At 71.7% G+C, this 17,593-nt stretch carries 15 protein-coding genes; 12 read left to right on the top strand and 3 right to left on the bottom strand.

Translation table 11 applies throughout. The annotated features are described in order from the left end of the window. Positions 1 to 231: 231 nt before the first annotated feature. Both KIF24_RS17540 and KIF24_RS17535 read right to left on the bottom strand, forming a co-directional pair. Positions 232 to 1,566, bottom strand: coding sequence for a S1 family peptidase (locus tag KIF24_RS17540; RefSeq protein ID WP_230415714.1), 1,335 nt, complete (start codon positions 1,564 to 1,566; stop codon positions 232 to 234). 599 nt (positions 1,567 to 2,165) lie between these two features. Beyond that, complete coding sequence (locus KIF24_RS17535; protein WP_230415712.1) at positions 2,166 to 3,524, bottom strand: MFS transporter; 1,359 nt, start codon at positions 3,522 to 3,524, stop codon at positions 2,166 to 2,168. A 69-nt stretch (positions 3,525 to 3,593) separates the two neighbouring features. Here KIF24_RS17535 and KIF24_RS17530 point away from each other — a divergent pair, with 69 nt between their 5' ends. From KIF24_RS17530 to KIF24_RS17515, 4 genes are all read left to right on the top strand, one after another. Then, positions 3,594 to 4,235: a TetR/AcrR family transcriptional regulator gene (locus tag KIF24_RS17530; protein ID WP_221084974.1), complete on the top strand. Its 642-nt coding sequence runs from the start codon at positions 3,594 to 3,596 to the stop codon at positions 4,233 to 4,235. Between the two features lie 8 nt (positions 4,236 to 4,243). After that, on the top strand, positions 4,244 to 5,725 hold the full coding sequence (locus KIF24_RS17525) for a flavin-containing monooxygenase (protein ID WP_331461174.1): 1,482 nt from the start codon (positions 4,244 to 4,246) through the stop codon (positions 5,723 to 5,725). Next, positions 5,722 to 6,663: an SDR family NAD(P)-dependent oxidoreductase gene (locus KIF24_RS17520; RefSeq protein WP_221084973.1), complete on the top strand. Its 942-nt coding sequence runs from the start codon at positions 5,722 to 5,724 to the stop codon at positions 6,661 to 6,663. Before KIF24_RS17525 ends, KIF24_RS17520 begins: the two co-directional genes overlap by 4 nt. A 380-nt stretch (positions 6,664 to 7,043) precedes the next feature. Then, the gene (locus tag KIF24_RS17515) at positions 7,044 to 8,429 is read left to right on the top strand and encodes an RICIN domain-containing protein (protein ID WP_221084972.1); all 1,386 of its coding nucleotides are present in this window, start codon (positions 7,044 to 7,046) and stop codon (positions 8,427 to 8,429) included. A gap of 65 nt (positions 8,430 to 8,494) precedes the next feature. On the opposite strand, the gene KIF24_RS17510 is transcribed toward KIF24_RS17515, so the two are convergent. Then, entirely contained in the window at positions 8,495 to 9,265 is a 771-nt protein-coding gene (locus KIF24_RS17510; RefSeq protein WP_221084971.1) for a FadR/GntR family transcriptional regulator, read from the bottom strand. 155 nt (positions 9,266 to 9,420) lie between these two features. Here KIF24_RS17510 and KIF24_RS17505 point away from each other — a divergent pair, with 155 nt between their 5' ends. The 8 genes from KIF24_RS17505 (at position 9,421) to KIF24_RS17470 (ending at position 17,565) form a co-directional block, all read left to right on the top strand. Further along, a complete protein-coding gene (locus KIF24_RS17505; protein WP_221084970.1) occupies positions 9,421 to 10,689 on the top strand; it encodes an ABC transporter substrate-binding protein in 1,269 nt (422 codons plus the stop codon). 73 nt (positions 10,690 to 10,762) lie between these two features. Continuing rightward, on the top strand, positions 10,763 to 11,668 hold the full coding sequence (locus tag KIF24_RS17500; protein ID WP_230415710.1) for a carbohydrate ABC transporter permease: 906 nt from the start codon (positions 10,763 to 10,765) through the stop codon (positions 11,666 to 11,668). Further along, the gene (locus KIF24_RS17495; protein WP_221084968.1) at positions 11,668 to 12,495 is read left to right on the top strand and encodes a carbohydrate ABC transporter permease; all 828 of its coding nucleotides are present in this window, start codon (positions 11,668 to 11,670) and stop codon (positions 12,493 to 12,495) included. The genes KIF24_RS17500 and KIF24_RS17495 overlap by 1 nt, the downstream gene beginning before the upstream one ends. A gap of 1 nt (position 12,496) precedes the next feature. Further along, positions 12,497 to 13,735 (top strand): mandelate racemase/muconate lactonizing enzyme family protein, encoded by a 1,239-nt coding sequence (locus KIF24_RS17490; RefSeq protein ID WP_221084967.1) that lies wholly within the window; start codon positions 12,497 to 12,499, stop codon positions 13,733 to 13,735. 197 nt (positions 13,736 to 13,932) lie between these two features. Beyond that, positions 13,933 to 14,958 carry a zinc-dependent alcohol dehydrogenase gene (locus KIF24_RS17485; RefSeq protein WP_221084966.1) on the top strand — a complete coding sequence of 342 codons (1,026 nt, stop codon included), beginning with the start codon at positions 13,933 to 13,935 and terminating at the stop codon, positions 14,956 to 14,958. Next, positions 14,955 to 15,716: a 2-dehydro-3-deoxy-D-gluconate 5-dehydrogenase KduD gene (gene kduD, locus KIF24_RS17480; protein ID WP_221084965.1), complete on the top strand. Its 762-nt coding sequence runs from the start codon at positions 14,955 to 14,957 to the stop codon at positions 15,714 to 15,716. The genes KIF24_RS17485 and kduD overlap by 4 nt, the downstream gene beginning before the upstream one ends. Next, on the top strand, positions 15,713 to 16,582 hold the full coding sequence (locus tag KIF24_RS17475) for an amidohydrolase family protein (RefSeq protein WP_221084964.1): 870 nt from the start codon (positions 15,713 to 15,715) through the stop codon (positions 16,580 to 16,582). The genes kduD and KIF24_RS17475 overlap by 4 nt, the downstream gene beginning before the upstream one ends. Beyond that, positions 16,579 to 17,565, top strand: a complete 987-nt coding sequence (locus KIF24_RS17470) for an aldo/keto reductase (protein ID WP_221084963.1) — start codon at positions 16,579 to 16,581, stop codon at positions 17,563 to 17,565. The genes KIF24_RS17475 and KIF24_RS17470 overlap by 4 nt, the downstream gene beginning before the upstream one ends. The last annotated feature ends 28 nt before the right edge of the window (positions 17,566 to 17,593 follow it).

Below are 17,593 nucleotides of genomic sequence, written 5' to 3'. Positions count from 1 at the left end.
TCGTCTCGGCTGACCTGGAACCGGCCTCGGTGTCGACCCCCGCCCGAGGTGGTATGCGGGGCGGAGACGGTCGGCGTCGGTTCGGGGCTTGTTCGCCGGGACGGACGATGCCGAGTCGGGCGTGGAGCATGGCGCGGAAGGTGGCCATGCGCCAGGCGGGTACGGCGGCGGACGCGGTGAGCGGCGGGGTGCGGATCGAAATCCGCACCCCGCCGCCGTCGTGCCGAGGGATCAGGGGTTGGTGATGCCCAGTGAGTAGCTGCCGGAGCCGCTGTACGCGTGCACCTCGAAGCGGTAGTAACCCGCCGTGCCGTTGTAGGTCAGCGACTCGTCCGGCCCGGGGCTGTACGAGCCGGCCACGTCGACCCAGCCGGAGCCGCTCCACTTTTGTAGGTAGAGGTCGAAGTCGACCCCGGTCGGCCCGTCGAGGCAGCCGCGGTGGGTGCCCGACGAGGACGAGTAGTAGTAGCTGCCGTTCGGCTGGAACCGGCTCTGGCCGGAGGAGATGCTACCGGTGTAGGTCGACTCGTAGCCGCTGCAACCGGTGGGCGGCGGCGGGTCGCCCCCGCCACCACTGGTGCGCAGCGTCAGGCCGTACACCGAGAGGATCTCGTTGACCGGCTGGAAGTAGGTGGTACCGCCGAACGAGCAGTTGCCCGAGCCGCCCGAGGTCACGCCCTGCGCCTGCTGGCCGGAGAGCCACGAGCCGCCCGAGTCGCCCGGCTCGGCGCAGGCGTTGGTGCGGGTCAGTCCGCTGACCGAACCCTGCGAGTAGTTGACGGTCTGGTTCTTGGCCTGGATGGTGCCGCACCGCCAGCCGGTGGTCGAGCCGGAGCGGCAGACCGCCGCGCCGACGGCGGCCTCGGTGGAGCCGGCCACCGTGACGTTGCCGCCGGAGTAGTTGTTCACCCATGGCTGCGGGGTCCAGTTCGAGTTGGTCTGGACCCAGCCGTAGTCGTTGCCGGGGAACGACGAGCCGCGGAAGGTGCCCTGGGACACCTGGTTGTAGCCCTGGGTGGAGGTGCCGGTGCTGCCGCAGTGCCCGGCGGTGACGAAGCCGCCGGTCACCGAGAAGCCGACCGAGCAGCGCCCGCCGCCCATGTAGTAGGCGTCGCCGCCACGGACGTCGTAGAGCGGCTGGGGAGACTCGGTGGTGGTGACCACCCGGACCGCGGTGGCGTCGACCCGGCTCGTGCGGACGAACGCCGAGGCGGCGGCGGTGTCGCCGGAGGCGAGCACCACCACGGTGTTGGTCGTGACGTCGACGTACCAGCCGGGGACCGCGCCGGCCGGGGCCTTGGCGGCGTGGCGGTCCAGCGTCGCCTTGATCCGGTCCAGCTCGGCGCCGCTGCGGTCGACGATCGTCGCCCGCGCGCCGGCTGCCTTGACCCGGCTGGCAGCTGCCTTGCCGGTGACGGCGACGACCATGCCGTCGGCGGTCATCCAGCCGCCGGCGTACGCCGAGCCCAGCGACCGGCGCAGGCTGGCGTCCGTCCGGGTTCCCTTGTCGTCGCGGGCGATGCGGGTGCGCGCCTGGGTGGCGTTCAGGCCGAGGTCGCGCTGCATCGCGGCGAGCATATCCGGCGATGCGGCCGCCGCGGTGGCGGCGGGGGCGGGGGTGGGGCCGCGGCGGCGGGGTTACCGCCACGGCGATGGCACCGACGGGCAGCAGGATCGCTGCTGCCGCGAGGGCGAGACTTCGTCTCATCTGTTGCCTCCTGTGGAAACGGCGGCGGCGCGGAAATCGGGGGTGCGCCGCAGTCGGAACGGGGGGCTTCCCGCGGCGCTCCGCCCTCGGGGTTGGGCGACGGTGCCACGGGTGCCGATGCCCGCTGACCTGGCCGGTGCCGCAGCCGCTGGGCGCCTCGGTCGGGGCGCCGGCCGGATCAGGTGGGCCACCGCCAACCTAACCGGAAACGATAGAAAGGGATCTATATCAGTTAACTCATATTAAGAGAGACCGGCAATAGGGCGGTGGCGGCGAGGCGGGTCCTGGCCGAGGATGGCAAGGCGGAGGAGGAGGCCATGCCGGTGTTGCATGGCCGACGACGACAACGCCGCCAGCCGAAGCGCCAGGGCGCGCCGCAGCCCCGCCAGTCCTATTGCCGGTCTCTCTAAGGTGAGCAACGCTCGGATCGGCCTGTCCGGTCATCGGCCGGACCGGCTCACGGCCGGTGCCCGGAGGGCTCGGCCAGACGCACCGTGCGGTCCAGCGTGTACCGGTGTTGCAGCAGCATCGCCACGGTCATCAGCGCCGCGGGGACCAGGCCGAACCCGAGCCGGATCGCCGTGTGCGCGGACTCCGGCTGCACGACCTGGAAGTCCGCGGTGCTGGCGAGGAAGCCGCCGATGGCCAGGCAGGCGGAGTAGACGTACGGGCCGAGCGCGCCACCGGTGGCCTCGGCCGCGGTCCACACGCCCGTGTAGGTGCCGGCCCGGGTGGTGCCGTCGGCGCCGCCGGCCCGGATGACGTCCGGGACCATCGAGAACGGCAGCAACTGCATGGCGGCGAACGCGACGCCGAGCAGCGCGACCGCGCCGACCAGCACGGGCAGGCCGGCGTCGTTGCCGAGCGCCAGCACGAGCGAGCCGAGGACGAAGGCGCCCTGCGCGACGAGCAGGCCGGGCTGCTTGCCGATGCGGCGGGCGACGACGACCCATCCGGGGGTGGCGACCAGCGCCGGGGCGACGAACGCGGCGACCAGCACGGTGGTCAGGCCGGGGCGGCCGAGTTCGTAGGTGGCGAAGTAGGGCACCGCGGCCAGCACCAGGTGCGTGGTGGTCGACATGGCCAGGTAGGAGCCGACCAGCCAGCGGAACTGTGGATCGCGCAGCGCGACGAGCAGGGTACGCAGGCCGGCCGGGCCGTGCCCGGAACTGGTGACCGGGGTCGGTGCGGCGGTGGTCAGGTGCCGGGTGCCCGCGACGCCGACCAGCATGGCGACCAGCATGGAGGCGCCGAGCGCGACGCCCATCAGGGCGTAGCCGCCGCGGGTGGGTTCCTCCCGGCCGGTCAGCAACGGTGCGAGCACCCCGCTGAGCAGGATGCCGACGGTGAGCAGCACCATCCGGAAGCCCATCAGCCGGGTGCGCTCGTGGTAGCCGATGGACAGGTCGGCGGGGGTGGACAGGTAGGGCACCTGGTAGGCCGCGAAGAGCAGGTTGCCCGCGATGAACGCGACGGCGACCCAGGCCGCGGCCGGGCCGCCGGTGAGCCCGCCGGGCACCAGGAACAGCGCGGCGAAGGCCAGTGGCAGGGCGCAGCCGGCCGACATGAGCAGCCGGCGGTGGCCACGCCGGGCCAGGTCGGCGTCGGACAGGTGCCCGATCCACGGGTGCAGCAACACGTCGGCGATCTTCGGTAGCAGCAGCACGAGCCCCGCGACCAGCGGGGCCACCGCCAGCACGTCGGTGAGGAAGAAGAGCAACAGCAGGCCGGGTACGGTGACCCAGGTGCCCATGCCCAGCGACCCGCCGGCGAAGGCCAGCATGCCGCCACGGGGAAGCCGCGCCGACTCGTCCATGCCGTCTCCTCGCCACGCCGCCCGGAGCATTATCCAACGTGCGCTGGATAGTAGGGCACGATGGAACGCATGACCACACCCCGACGGGGGCCGGGTCGGCCCCGGCGTGCCGAGCAGCGCGACACCGCCGACGTGATCGTGGCGACCGCGGCGGGGCTGTTCGCGCGACGGGGTTTCGACGCGGTCGGCATGCGCGAGATCGCGGCGGCCTGCGCCGTGGACGTCGCCACCGTGCACCACCACGTGGGCACGAAGGTGGCGCTGTACGAATGCTGTTTCGCGCGGGTCTTCGCGGCCGAGAGCGAGGCGTTGGCCCGGGCCGTGGTCGCGGCCAGGGAAGGCCTGGCCGGTGGGCCGCTGGTGGCCATGGCCGCGCTGCACGAGCTGGTCGACGTGTTCGTCGACTTCCTGGAGGACCGTCCCGAGACCACCGGCCTGTGGCTGCGGCGCTGGCTGGAGCCCGACCGGCACGCCGAACTCGACGAGCGCTACTCGGCACCGCTCTACCGGGCCGTCGAGCAGGTGCTGACCGAGGCCGACGCCGCCGGGGTGCTCAGCGAGCCCCAGCCTCACCTGGCCGTACGCAGCCTGGTCTGGTCCGTGCACGCCCACGTCGTCGGCCTGCTCTCCGGCTCCGACGGCGCCCGGCGACGCCGGGAGTTCCGCACCTTCGCCCACCGCTGGCTCGACCGGATGTACGCCCTCCCCTGAATCCCGGCGTGACCGCGACTCCGCCGGCCCGCCGGCCCGGCCCGGTGGGCGCGGGTCCGTGGTGCGCCGACGGGCGCGGGCACTTGACGTGGGACCTGGTCGGGCGCAATATCCACCAGACGTTGGATTTCATGGAGGGGCGGATGGAGCCACGGGTCGCCGTGATCGGTGCCGGCCCGGCCGGGCTGGCCACGCTCAAGGCGCTGGCCGACCGGGCGGTGCCCGCGGTCGGCTTCGACACCGCACCGCAGGTCGGCGGGCTGTGGGTGTACGGCGCGCCGCACTCCTCGGCGTACCGCACCCTGCACCTGAACACCTCGCGGACCCGCACCGAGTTCGCGGACCTGCCCATGCCCGCCGACTGGCCGGACTATCCCGACCACGCCCGCATCGCCGGCTACCTGCACGACTACGCCCAGCGCTTCGGCCTGCTGGACGCGGTACGCCTGCGGCACACCGTCACCCGCGTCGCCCGTGACGGCGCGGGCTGGCGCGTCACCGCCGCGGGTCCGCGCGGCGTGATCACCGCACACGTCGAGGCGGTCGTCGTCGCCAACGGCCACAACAGCCGGCCCCGGCTCCCCGCACCCGCCTACCCGGGCGAGATGACCGCCGACCAGTTGCACAGCCACGACTACCGCGACCCCGAGCAACTCGCCGGGCGGCGGGTGCTGGTCGTCGGCGGTGGCAACTCGGCCATGGACATCGCCGTCGACGCCTCCCACGTCGCGCCGGGCACCCTGCTGTCGCTGCGTCGCGGCGTGTGGATCGTGCCCAAACATCTGCTCGGCCGCCCGTCGGACACCCTCAACGGCGCGCTGGCCACGCGGCTGCCGTGGCGGCTGCGCCAACGCGTCAGCGAGACCGTGCTGCGCCTGTCCGTCGGCCGTCCCGAGCGCCACGGCCTGCCCACGCCACGGCACGGTCTCCTCCAGGACCACCCCACCCTGTCGGACTCGTTGCTGTCGCGGATCAGCCACGGCGAGATCGGCGTACGACCCGCCATCGAACGCTTCGACGGTGACCGCGTGCACTTCACCGACGGCACCACCGACGAGATCGACCTGGTCGTCTGGTGCACCGGGTACGACATCGACCTGCCGTTCCTCGACCCGGCGCTGCTCGGCGACGGCGCCGACCGGCTGCCCCTGTACCGGCACGTGTTCCACCAGCAGGCGCCCGGCCTGATGTTCGTCGGGCTGATGCAGTCCACCGGCTCGGCGCTGCCCGTGGTCGAGGCGCAGGCCCGGCTCGTCGCCGCGCACCTGGCCGGGGCGTACGCGCTGCCCAGCAAGGCCGAACAGGCCGCCGACGTCGCCGCCGAGCTGCGGGCCGCCCGCGCCCGTTGGGGCGAGCGCCGTCCCGCCATGCGCATCGACTTCGACGCCTACCTGGCGCGTGCCGCGAAGGAACTGTCCGACGGGGCGACCCGGGCCCGCCGCGGCCGGGGCGTGAGCTGGCGCCGCACCGACGACGGTGGTGCCCGATGAGCGAACTCGCCGGCAAGCGCGTCATCGTCACCGGCGCCGACGGCACCTTCGGCCGGTTGCTGTGCGCGCGGCTTGAGCTGGCCGGTGCCGCTGTCGTCGGTCTCGACCTGCGGGCCCCCGGCGTCGGCAGGACCCCGGTCATCGCCTGCGATCTCACCGACGGCGCCGCGGTGCCCGGCGCGGTCGGGCAGGCGATCGAGACCCTCGGCGGCCTCGACCTGCTGGTCAACAACGCCGGTGTCGGCGGGCCCGCCCCGGCCGAGCTGCCACCCGGTGACGCGGTCCGCCGGCAGTTGGAGGTCAACCTGATGGCGGCCTGGCACACCACCGCCGCGGCCGTTCCGGCCCTGGAACGCAGCCACGGCAGGGTCGTCTTCGTCGCCAGCCGGATGGCCCTGCTCCCGCTCCCGCTGGCCGCCGCGTACGGGGTCAGCAAGCGTGCCCTGGTCGCGTACGCCGACGCGCTGCGCCTGGAGGTGGGCACCCACATCGGGGTCAGCGTGGTCTACCCGAGCATGGTCGCGTCGCCGATCCACCAGGCCTCCGCCGCGGCGGGTCTGTCCCTACAGGGCGTCTCCCGCTTCGAGCCCGCCGAGGGCGTGGTCGACGCGATCCTGCGCGCGGCGACCGCCCGCCGACCCCCGCGCGACGTGGCCACCACCGGACGCGGCCGGGTCGAGCTGTTCCTGGCCCGGCACCTGCCGTCGATCACGGGCGCGCTCGTGCGCCGCACCATCGCCCGTCGGATCGCCGCCGGCGACCTCGACCGGGCCCCGCTGGCCGAGGGATGCGTCGCCGCGCCGGCCGCTGAGGTGAGCCGGTCGGCCGGCGGGGACCTGGAAACGAGGCTGGCCAGCTCCGGCCACGTCTGGCGTACCCGCCGCGCGGGACGAGGCGCTTCGCCGTGCCTGCCGGCGGTCGCGCGCTGTGAGCGATAACACGAGCCGCGCCAGCCATCGTCGAGCGCCAGCCCGCGGCATACCGAGGACGGCCACGACCGACCCCCACTTGCACCGTACGAGCCCCCAGTCGAGCCGAGGAGGATCGATGTCAGTCGTTTGACGTATGACGTCGTGAACGATAACTTTTTCAACGCGGGTCACGTGGCTGCCGGGAGCCTGGTGACGCATCGCCGCAGTTCTGCGCGGGCCTGCCTCCGATCGGCGTGCCCGTGGCAGGGCGGAGGCCGTGTGCCGGCAACCCACGCCCGTCCCCGTGAACCAACTCGACGTGCTGACGCCACCACCGGACGCCGGCACACCGGCAGGGCGCGCGCGTCCGTCCCGTTCGCGCGCCGCCCCGATCGAAGGAGCGGATCATGAAGGTCATCGGAGCTGCCCGTACCGCCGGCACGCGGAGACGCGGCTGGCGGTCAGGGTTGGCCGTCGTGGCGGCGGCCGTCGTCGCGGCCGGCACACTCGTCGCGGTGAACGCGACGGGCGCATCGGCGGCGACCGTGGACACCAGCGCCTGGTACGTGCTGGTGAACCGGCAGAGTGGCAAGGCGTTGGACGTCGTCGGTTCGGCCACCAACGACGGCGCGCGGATCAACCAGTGGACGCGGCACGACGGGGCCAACCAGCAGTGGCAGTTCGTGGACTCCGGCGGGGGCTACTACCGGCTGAAGTCGCGGCACTCCGGCAAGGTCCTCGACGTGCACGAATGGTCGACCGCCGACGGCGGCGCGATCGTGCAGTGGTCCGACCACAACGGAACGAACCAGCAGTTCCGGCTGGCCGACTCGGACGGCGGGCACGTCCGGCTGGTGAGCCGGCACAGCGGCAAGGTGGTGGAGGTGCAGGGAGCCTCCACCGCGGACGGCGCGAACATCGTGCAGTACTTCGACTGGAACGGCGCGAACCAGCAGTGGCAGCTCGTCCGCGTCGACGGTGGCACCACACCGCCGCCGTCGACGGGCACCGGGTGCGGAAAGGCCCCGACGCTGTCGAGTGGCACGCACACGATCCAGAGCAGCGGCAAGAGCCGCTCGTTCATCCTGCGGGTTCCCGCCAACTACAACAACAACAACCGCTACCGGTTGATCTTCGCCTTCCACTGGCGGGGCGGCACCATGCAGGACATCTCCTCGGGTGGCACGAGCGGGACCGCCTGGTCCTACTACGGTCAGCAGGAACAGTCGAACAACAGCGCGATCCTGGTCGCGCCCCAGGGGATCGGCAACGGCTGGGGGAACGCCGGCGGCGAGGACGTCACCTTCGTCGATGACATGATCAGGCGGATCGAGAGCGACCTGTGTGTCAACCCGGGCCAGCGTTTCGCGCTCGGGTTCAGCTGGGGCGGCGGCATGAGCTACGCGCTGGCCTGCGCGCGGCCGGATGCCTTCCGGGCCGTCGCGGTGATCGCCGGAGCACAGATCAGCGGGTGCAGCGGCGGCACGCAGGCCGTCGCGTACTTCGGGTTGCACGGCATCTCGGACAACGTGCTGAACATCTCGCAGGGACGGTCGCTGCGCGACACGTTCGTGCGGAACAACGGCTGCACCCCACAGAGCCCGCCCGAGCCGGCCGCGGGCAGCCGGACCCACGTCACCACGGCCTACTCGGGGTGCCGGGCCGGGTATCCGGTGCAGTGGGCCGCGTTCGACAACGGCCACATGCCCGGCCCGGTGGACGGGACGTACGGCGAGAGCGGCATCACCACCTGGACCAAGGGTGAGATCTGGCGGTTCTTCGCGCAGTTCTAGCCGACCGGCGGAGCTCCCGGTGGCGGTGGGTCGGCACCCGCTGCGACCGGGAGCCCGCCTCGTCGTCAGCGCTGGAGACGCATCGGCCTGCCGGATCCGCTGCGGCGGACGAGCCAGGCCTCGGTGATGTGGGTGAACATCGCCTCGGCGGCGCCGTCGGGGTCGTGCGCGGCGATGAGTTCGTAGATGCGCCGGTGCCCGCGGTTGGACGCCACGCACAGGGAGCGTTCGGTCCGGCCCATGTAGCGGGCGGTGTTGACGACCTGGCTCTCCAGCGCCCGCACGACACCGCGGGCGATGCGGTTCCCGGACGTCTGCATGATCGTGTCGTGGAAGGCGCGGTCGTGCTCGTGGTAGGCGACGTGGTCGTCGACGAGCTCGTCCATCCGGTCGACCTGGGCGCGCAGCCGGTCGAGGGTCTCCTGGTCGGCCAGGCGGGCGGCGACGTTGGCCATGTCCGACTCCAGCACGCGCCGGGTGACCACGAGATCGTCGAGGATGGCGAGGCTGTCGTCCTCGGCGATCGTGGCGGCGAGGACGAGTTCGTCGAGCATGTCCCACATCGACGGCGGGGTCACCGTGGTGCCGGCGCCCTGGCGGACCTGCACCAGCCCCTTCTCCTGGAGAATCTTGACCGCTTCCCGGACGACCGTCCGACTCACGGAGAAGGTCTCGCAGAGGATCGGCTCGGGGGGTAGCGGCGTACCCGACGGGTGCACCCCGCGGACGATGCGTTCCACCAGCTCGGCGGTGACCGCCCTGGCGAGGTTCGTCGGTCGCCGTGCCCACGCCGGGGGCGCCGAAGCATTCAGGGTCGTCTCCTGCGATGGCGTCATGTCCCCCTCCGGATGGCTCGCCGTGCCGGTAGCACGACGCCCGTGATCAGTGTACGGCCGACTATTGACGTCACACGTCATACGAGTTACGTTTCCGTCAATGATGACACCAGGGCCGGGTCTACCGGCCACCACCACTTTCAAAGGTGAAAGCGATGAAACAGCGAGCAATGTGGGCGGCCGTCCTCGTTGTGGGACTGGCCATGGCCGGCTGTGGGAGTGCCACCGGGACGGGGTCGTCCTCGAGTGGTTCGGCGGACAAACTGGTGGTGTGGGACTGGAAGTCCGGTGAGCCTTCCGCCGCAGCCTACATCGAAAAGGCGAAGGCCGACTTCGGGAAGAAGCACCCGGACGTCACGGTCGAGTTCGTAGCCCAGCCGTTCGACCAGTACTACACGCTGCTCGGTGCGGCGATCCAGTCCGGCAAGGGGCCGGACGTCATCCTGTTCAACGGCGGCGGTCAGATCCGCGACCGGGTGGACGCGCTGGCGCCGCTGGACGAGTACGTCGCCGAGGACGAGCAGCGGCTTGCCGGTTGGGAGGCCTTCGCCAAGGACGGCAAGATCTACGCCGCTCCGGTGACGCTGCAGGGGCACCCCATCTACTACAACAAGGCACTCTACGAGCAGGCCGGGCTCGATCCGGCCAGCCCGGCTACCACGTGGAGCGAGTTCGTCGCGGACTGCGCCGCCATCACCAAGGCCACCGGCGCCAAGTGTTTCGCGCTCGGTAACAAGGAGGGCGCCGGCATCCAGTTCTGGCTGTCCGCCCTGGCGTCGGGCGTCCTCACCGCCCAGGAGTACGACGACTGGATCGCCGGTAAGCGGGACTGGAACTCGCCCAACGTCAAGCGGATCTTCCAGCTGTGGCAGGAAGCCGGCGAGGCGGGTCTCAACAACGACGGCGCCAACTCGACCGCGATGTTCAACGACTCCTTCGCGATCTTCCAGTCGGCCAAGGCCGCCCACATCATCGGGCTGATGTCGGATGTGGGGCACTGGAAGGACTTCAACGAGTTCCTGACGGCCGACAAGCTCGGTGTCATGGACGCTCCGGTCGTCACCGCCGGGACCACCCCGAGCCTGCCCTACGACGGCGGCATCGGCTACGGGGTCGCCAAATGGACGAAGGATCCGAAGGTGGCCGCCGACCTGGTGCGGTCCCTGACCTCGACCGACGCCCTGACGGCGTTCTACGCCGAGGCGGGCGCGATCGCCGCCGACACCACGATCGACGTGTCGCAGGCCGGCCCGGCCGTCGCCACTCTCGTCGCCGAGATCGAGACCGGCAAGCCGGCCCCGCACGTCGCGCTGTCCTCCAAGACCCTGGACCTGATGGGACGGCTCTCCCAGCAGCTGCTCAGCGGTTCGGTCACCGTCGACGAGGTGGTGAAGCAGCTGGCCGCCTCCGACCAGGCGGGTTGATCTCGTGCCGATCGGAAACTCGTTGCCGTCGGTCCGTCCGGGTGAACTCGGACGGACCGACGGGACGGTCGTCATGCCTCCTGCCCACCGTGGCGGCACCCGTTCCCGGCGCCGCGGCCGGGGCACCGAGCGTCTCGCCCCGTACGTCCTGGTGGCTCCGGCCGTCCTGATCATCGTGGTACTACGGCTCTATCCGCTGCTCCTCGGGGTCAACTTCTCCTTGACCGGAGACGGTGAGCGGAACGGGACGGTGGTCGGCCTCGACAACTACCTGGAGCTTTTCCGGGACCCGCTGTTCCGGACCGCGCTGGGCAACGTCGGACTGCTGGTCCTGCTGCTTCCGGTGGCCGTGGCGATTCCCGGGTTGCTCGCGACGTTCATCTACCTGCGGGTGCCCGGGCACCGCTTCTACCGCAGCGTCTACTTCTTTCCCGCGGTGCTGTCGCCGGTCATCGTCGGTGCGATCTTCAACCTGCTGCTCGCCTTCGACGGCCCGCTCAACGCCATTCTCGGATCGGTCGGCCTCGCTCCGGTGGACTGGCTGGGCGACCCGGACGTCGCCATGTTCATGGTGGTCGGTGTGCACGTGTGGGCGACCTTCGGGATGGCCCTGGTGGTGTTCCTCGCCGGGTTCGCCACCCTGGACTCGGCGTTGCTGGACGCCGCCCGGGTCGACGGCGCGTCGCTGCCCCAGGTCATCTGGCACGTGATCGTCCCCAGTCTCTCGCGCACCATCCAGTTCGTCTTCGTGACCACCATGATCGGCATGTTGACCTCCATGTTCGGCCTACTTTTCGTCATGACCAGTGGTGGCCCGGAGGGATCCACGTACCTGCCGGAGTACTACATCTGGATCCAGCAGGGACAGATGAACCGTCCCGCCCTGGCGTCGGCCGCGTCGACGGCCCTCTTCGTGATCATGCTCGTCGTGGGGCTGTTGCAGATCAAACTGCTCAAGCGGGCCGGAAAGGAGGACTGATGTCTCGCATCCCGTTGGGCCGGTGGGTGGTCGCCGTCCCGATGTCGCTCCTCGCGCTGGCGACGATCTACCCCCTGCTGTTCACCGTCAACGTCGCGATGAAGACCCGACGCGAGTACATTCTCGACCGGTTCTCCCTGGCCGGCGACCTGCGCTGGGAGAACATCACCACGGCGTGGACCAGCGTCGGCATGGGCCGCTACTTCGCCAATTCGGTGCTCGTGGTGACCTGCTCGGTGGTCCTGTTGCTGCTGTTCGGGTCGATGGCCGGCTTCGCCCTGAGCCAACTGCGCTTCCGGGGGTCGTCGGCGCTGTTCCTGGGCTGCCTCGCCGGGCTGTTCGTGCCGTTCCAGGTGATCATGGTGCCGCTCGCCCGGATCATGGCCGACGGCGGCCTCATCGACACCTATCCCGGCCTCGTCCTCGTCTACGTGGCGCAGTTCCTTCCCTTCACCGTCTTTCTGATGACGAGCTACTACAAGACCATTCCGCCGGACATCGTCGACGCGGCCAGGATCGACGGCAACAGCGTGTACGGCGTCTACCGCCGGATCATGCTGCCCCTGGGCACCCCGGCGCTGCTGTCGGTCGGCATCCTCAACGCCCTGTTCTGCTGGAACGACGTCCTCATGTCGCTGGTGATGATGCCCTCGGCCGACCACCGGACCCTCATGGTCGGGGTGACCTCGTTGCGGGGGCAGTATTCCAACGACATTCCCACCTTCGCCTCGGGGGTCCTGATCGCCGCGATTCCCGTCCTGGTGGTCTACCTCTTCCTCCAGCGCCAGATCGCCGACGGCGTCGCCGCCGGCTCCACGAAGGGCTGAAATGCGGATCACCGGATATCGGACACTCACCACGGTCCAGGACTGGGGACGGCCCGTCGGCGACGCCAACGGCGTCTTCGCCGACGGGGTGGTCCCGGTGTCGATCGTCATCGTCGAGACCGACGAAGGAATCACCGGGGTCGGTCTCGGGCCGCACGTGGAAATCGAGCGGATCTTCGCGGCCATCGAAGGCGAGGATCCCCGTGCCGTGACGACCCTCTACGATCGCATGCTCCGGCACACCTTCAAGGCGGGCCACGCGGGCCCGGTGTTCGGCACCATCGGCGCGCTCGACACCGCGCTGTGGGACATCAAGGCGCAGGCGGCCGGCGAGCCGCTCTGGCGGCTGCTGGGCGGACGTGACCGGCGGGTCACCGCCTACGCCTCCGGTCTGGACATCGGGCTGACCGACGACGAACTCGTCTCGGCGTACGAGGTGTACGCCCGGCACGGCCTGCGGGCGGCCAAGATCAAGGGTGGTCTCGACATCGAGCGCGACCGGCATCGTCTCTACCTGGTGAGGGAGGTGCTGACCGAGGCCGGGCACGGACTGCGACCGGGACTGATGCTCGACGTGAACGAGGCATGGAACCGCAAGCAGGCCGTCCGGCACGTCTGCGAGATCGAACGCACGCTCGATCTCATCTGGATCGAGGAGCCCGTCCGGCGGTGGGACGCCGAAGGGTTGGCCGCCGTCGGCCGGGGAATCCGCGCGTCGGTCGCCACGGGGGAGAACCTCACCGGGCTGGAGCAGTACCGTCCACTGATCGCCGCCGGGGCGGTCGACATCGTCCAGATGGCCGCCGTCGGGGGGGTCACCCACTTCCTGCGGGCGTCCGCCCTCGCGCACGCCCACGACCTGCCGGTCAGCCCGATCGGCAACAGCCCGGTCGGGCTGCTGCACGCCGCGACCTCGGTGCCGAACCACCTGACCAGCGAGTTGCAGGACCTGCATCCACCGGTCGGCGTCGCCATCGACCTGCACGTCGAGGACGGCGTCTTCGTCCTCGGCGACTCGCCGGGGCTGGGCGTGCGGATCGACGAGGAGGCGATCCGGGCGGCGAGCCGGCGCCCGGAGGCCCGGACGGCCGACGGCCCCAACATCCGACCGGAGCGGGCCGGACGACGGCTGTTGGCCGGAGCGGACGGCAGCCCGACCGTCCGGCCGATTCGCGTCGATCCCCCGGCCGTCATGCCGATCCAGACCCGCGGCGAGGTGTCGCCCAACTCCCACCGCTGATTCCCCGCCACCGACCTCCCACCGGAGGATCCCGGGGTGACCTCGCCCGTCGCCGGCGTGGCAGGCCCGGTCGGGACCGGTGGCGTCAGCGGGAATCGACCCAGAAGTGGTCGTGGGGGTGCGCCGCCTGCGTCGGTGCACCCGCGGCCGTGCCCCGCCGGGACGACCGGCGTACCGACCGTCGAGACGGAGGACCGATGAAGGCAGTGGTCTACCGAGGGGCGCGCAACCTCGGTATCGAGGAACGCGACCCGGCGCCGCCGGGCCCCGGCGAGCTGCGGATAGCGGTGGCCTACACCGGGATCTGCGGCACCGACCTGCACATCTACCACGGGGACATGGACGCCCGGGTCGGCGACTCGGCGATCATCGGACACGAGATGTCCGGACGGGTCGCCGCCATCGGTGCGGACGCCTCCGGCTGGTCCGTCGGTCAGGCCGTCACCGTGATGCCGACCCGGCCCTGCGGACGCTGCGCGGCCTGCTGGGGCGGCAATTCCCACATCTGCCACGCCATGAACTTCCTCGGCATCGACTCGCCCGGCGCGATGCAGTCGTCGTGGACCGTCCCGCAGGAGTTGGTGCTGCCGCTGCCCGACGGGCTGCCACTCGACCACGCGGCGCTCGTCGAGCCGACGGCGGTCGCCGTGCACGACGTCCGGCGGGGAAACGTGGCCGCCGGGCACCAGGTGGTGGTGGTCGGCGGCGGGCCGGTGGGCGTGCTCATCGCCGCCGTCGCCCAGGGGCGTGGCGCGCGGGTCGTGCTCGTCGAACCGGACGCATCGCGGCGTACGATCGCGGACGGGCTCGGCATCGAGGCGGTCGACCCGGCGGCGACCGATGTCGTGGCGTTGGTGAACGACCGCACCGGTGGGGCCGGTGCCGACGTCGCCTTCGAGGTCTCCGGTGCCGCCGCTGGCGTCGCCACGGCGGTCGACGTCCTGACCACCCGTGGCCGGTTGGTCATGGTGGCGATCCACCCTCGGCCCCGGCCGGTCGACCTGCACCGGTTCTTCTGGCGCGAGTTGGAACTGCTCGGCGCGCGGTTGTACCAGCGTGACGACATGACCGAGGCGATCCGGCTGGTCGCCTCCGGTGCTGTTCCGGCGGGCCAGCTGATCTCCCGGATCGAGCCCGTCGAGGCGGTGACCGCCGCGTTCACCGCCCTGGAGGGCGGCGGGGTGATGAAGGTGCTGATCGACTGGCGGGAGGAGGGCCGGTGACGACCCTGTTCGACCTGTCCGGTCGCACCGCGGTGGTGACCGGTGCCCGGCGCGGCATCGGCCTGGCCATGGCCGAGGCGCTCGCCCGAGCCGGCGCCGACATCGTCGGGGTCTCCGCCCGGCTCGAACCGAGCGGAAGCGAGGTGGAACGCCGGGTGCGCGTCGCCGGCCGCCGGTTCACCGCCCTGCGGGCCGACCTCGCCGACCGCGCGGCCGTGCACCGGCTGGCCCGGGAACTCAACGCGCTCGGTCCGATCGACATCCTGGTCAACAACGGTGGCACGATCGCCCGTGCCCCGGCCGCCGACCACTCCGACGAGCTGTGGGACCACGTCATGGAGGTGAACCTGACCAGCCAGTTCGTGCTGAGCCGGGAGGTCGGCCGGGAGATGGTCGCCCGTGGCCAGGGGAAAATCATCTTCACCGCGTCGTTGCTGAGCTTCCAGGGTGGCATCACCGTCCCGGGCTACGCCGCGTCGAAGTCGGGCGTGGCCGGGCTCACCAAGGCGCTGGCCAACGAGTGGGCGGCGCTCGGCGTGAACGTCAACGCGATCGCGCCGGGCTACATCGCCACCGACAACACGCAGGCGCTCCGCGACGACCCCGGTCGCAACGAGGCCATCCTCGCGCGGATACCGGCGGGCCGCTGGGGCCGCGCCGACGACCTCGCCGGCGCCACGGTGTTCCTGTCGTCCTCGGCGTCGGACTACGTCAACGGCGTGGTGCTGCCCGTCGACGGCGGCTGGCTGGGCCGATGAGCGGGCCGGAGACGCCCGGGATCGTGGACGCGCACCACCACCTCTGGGTGCGGGCCCGGCATCCGCAGCACTGGATCGATCCGACCACGATGGCGGCGATCGACGACGACTTCGAGCCGGCCGACCTCGTGCCGCTGGCCCGGGCCGCGGGCGTCACCCAGACCGTCGTGGTGCAGTCCATCGCCGTCGAGGCGGAAACGGCGGACCTGCTGGGTCTGGCGGCCGACGACGCTCTCATCGGCGGGGTCGTCGGCTGGGTGGACCTGACGGCCGGCGACGTGGCAGAGCGCGTCGACCGCCTCCGGGCGGGCCCGGGAGGGGAGTTGCTGGTCGGCATCCGCCACCTCGTCCAGGCCGAGACCGACCCGGCGTACCTCGACCGTCCGGACGTGCGCCGGGGGATCGCGGCGGTGGGCGCCGCCGGCCTGGTCTTCGATCTGCTGGTCCGCCGGCACCAGCTACCGATGGCCGCGCGTCTCGCACACGACCTGCCCGAGGTGCGGTTCGTCCTCGACCACCTGGGCAAGCCCGCACCGGCGGATCCCGCAGCCGGTGACTGGGCACGCTCCCTGCGGGCGCTCGCCGCGGCGCCCAACACCACGGCGAAGCTCTCCGGTCTGGTGACCGAGGTCGACGGGTCGCCCTGGACCCCGCAAGACCTCCGCCCGGCGGTGGCGCACGCCCTCGACGCGTTCGGACCGGATCGGCTGATGTTCGGCTCGGACTGGCCGGTGTGCCTGCTGGCCACCGCGTACCAACGCTGGGTCGAGGCCCTGTCGGAGTTGCTGGGTCACCTCGGCGCGGCCGAGCGGGCGTCGATCTGGCGCCACACGGCGCGGCGGGTCTACCGGCTGGGGGCGTCGTGAGGGCCGGCGGGCTGCCGGGCGACCCGGCGATCCACCTGACCGCGCTGGGCTTCGGTGCCGCGCAGGGCGGCAACCTGTACCGGGCGACCACGGACGAGGAGTTCGCCGCCGCGGTCGACACGGCGTGGGACGCGGGCATCCGGTACTACGACACGGCGCCGCACTACGGGCTCGGGCTGTCCGAGCGGAGGCTCGGCGCCGCCCTGCGATCCAGGCCACGCGCGGAGTACGTGGTGTCGACGAAGGTCGGGCGCCTCCTGGTGCCCACGCCGCAGGACGCGCACCGGCGGGACCCGGAAGGGTTCGACGTCGCCGCGAGCCACCGGCGGGTGTGGGACTTCAGCCGCGACGGCGTCCGCCGCTCGCTCGAGTCGAGCCTCGACCGCACCGGCCTGGACCGGATCGACCTGGTCTACCTGCACGACCCCGACGACCACTGGGAGCAGGCGGTGCGGGAGGCCGTGCCCGCCCTGGTCGAGCTGCGCGACCAGGGCGTGGTGGGCGCGATCGGTGCCGGCATGAACCAGTCTGCGATGCTGGCCCGGTTCGTCGAGGAGAGCGACGTCGACGTGGTGATGTGCGCCGGGCGGTACACCCTGCTCGACCAGGGCGCGCTTGGCGACCTGCTGCCGGCCGCCCTGAACCGTCGGGTGGGCGTGGTGATCGCGGGTGTCTACAACTCGGGGCTGCTGTCCCGGGACCGCCCGCCGGCCGACGCGCTCTACGACTACCGGCCGGCCCCGGCGGAGCTGATCGAGCGGGCGCGGCGGATCGCGGCGGTCTGCGAGACGTACGGCGTCACCCTGCCGCAGGCGGCGCTCGCCTTCGTACGACGGCATCCCGCGGTTGTCTCGACGGTGGTCGGCATGCGCACCGAGGCCCAGGTCACCGAGTCCGTACGGCGCTCGGCGGCTGCCGTGCCGGACGATCTCTGGGCGGCGTTGGCGGCGGCCGGGCTGCTCGCGGCACCACCGACCGGGTAGGGCGGGTGGCTCCTCGCCGTCCTGTCGA

Origin of the sequence: Micromonospora tarapacensis (genome assembly GCF_019697375.1) — a bacterium.
In the GTDB taxonomy this organism is placed as follows: Bacteria; Actinomycetota; Actinomycetes; order Mycobacteriales; family Micromonosporaceae; genus Micromonospora; species Micromonospora tarapacensis.
The sequence above is the reverse complement of the archived record's forward strand: the minus strand, read 5'-3'. Positions and strand labels throughout refer to the sequence as shown.